This window comes from Oleiphilus sp. HI0067, from assembly GCF_001635735.1.
The window spans coordinates 1-1,093 of sequence record NZ_LWFI01000945.1; the positions used below are offsets into that span (position 1 = coordinate 1).

Genomic DNA, 1,093 nt, shown 5'->3' on the forward strand with positions numbered 1-1,093 from the left:
GTAAGAGGCGATCAATGTCTTCAAGTACAGCTCATAACTCTGATCAATTAGAAGATCAGGTACTTCAATATGTCACGTTTCGTTTAGATGATGAAACGTACGGCATTAACGTTATGCAAATTCAGGAAGTTTTGCGTTACTCAGAGATTGCTCCCGTGCCTGGCGCGCCAAATTACGTGCTCGGCATTATCAATTTGCGTGGTAACGTTGTAACGGTCATTGATACCCGCACGCGTTTTGGGTTGCCAGAGGCTGAGGTGACAGACCAGACACGCATTGTTGTTCTTGAACTTGAGGGTCAGGTTGTTGGTGTGCTTGTTGATTCGGTTGCAGAAGTTGTTTATTTGAAGCAGTCAGAAGTTGAAACAGCGCCGAACGTTGGCAACGATGAAAGTGCACGGTTCATTCAAGGTGTTTGCAATAAAAATGGCGAGCTGATCATTTTGGTTGAATTTGAAAAAATGCTGTCTGAAGAAGAATGGGCAGAAATGGCATCGCTATAGCCACAGGAAAACCTTATGTTGTTTGGAATTATCCTTGATCCGCTAATGTTAGTGTTAGCGTGTTCATCCATCTTTGCTTTAGCTGCGTGCGGCATTACCTTGCGCAAACAAGCCATGGTAGAAAAACGTTTAATCAAAAAAATTGATGCGCTATCTAAAGAATTTAATGCCTTAAGCCACTCAACTCTTGGTATGGGAAGGCGCATTCAGGGTGTTGTTGATAAGCATGATAGCTTGGAGATATCCGTCGAAGAGATACATCGTAACGATCCCGTTAAAGTCAGTTATTCAGAAGCAGGGCATTTAGTACGGATGGGAGCAAGTGTTGAAGAATTGATGAGCGCTTGCAGTATTTCTCGTCCTGAGGCGGAACTTGTTTCTGCATTGACAAAACAAGCGCAAGAAAAAGAAGACGTTCCAGTTCTTAATACGAAAATCTAAAAGTTAAAGCAGGAGATTAGCGATCCTGCTTAAGCTTTCAAGCTACGTGACGTACTTTCTCTTCGTTGCTGCTAAGTGTCTCTAGGTTGATCGTATTCAGTTGAGTCACCTTTGCATTCTGAGAAATACGTAATTGTCTTTCAACGTAA

2 protein-coding genes are annotated in these 1,093 nt (G+C 42.5%); both read left to right on the plus strand.

From position 1 onward, the window contains the following. The first annotated feature begins 14 nt into the window (after positions 1-14). Complete coding sequence (locus tag A3739_RS11900) at positions 15-503, plus strand: chemotaxis protein CheW (RefSeq protein ID WP_068475076.1); 489 nt, start codon at positions 15-17, stop codon at positions 501-503. Between the two features lie 15 nt (positions 504-518). After that, positions 519-944, plus strand: coding sequence for a DUF2802 domain-containing protein (locus tag A3739_RS11905; RefSeq protein WP_068475079.1), 426 nt, complete (start codon positions 519-521; stop codon positions 942-944). Positions 945-1,093: the final 149 nt, after the last annotated feature.

What these genes read in the sequence shown, in the direction of transcription:
- A3739_RS11900 (WP_068475076.1), top strand. Translation starts at nt 15, where the DNA reads ATGTCTTCAAGTACAGCTCATAACTCTGATCAATTAGAAGATCAGGTA.
- A3739_RS11905 (WP_068475079.1), top strand. Translation starts at nt 519, where the DNA reads ATGTTGTTTGGAATTATCCTTGATCCGCTAATGTTAGTGTTAGCGTGT.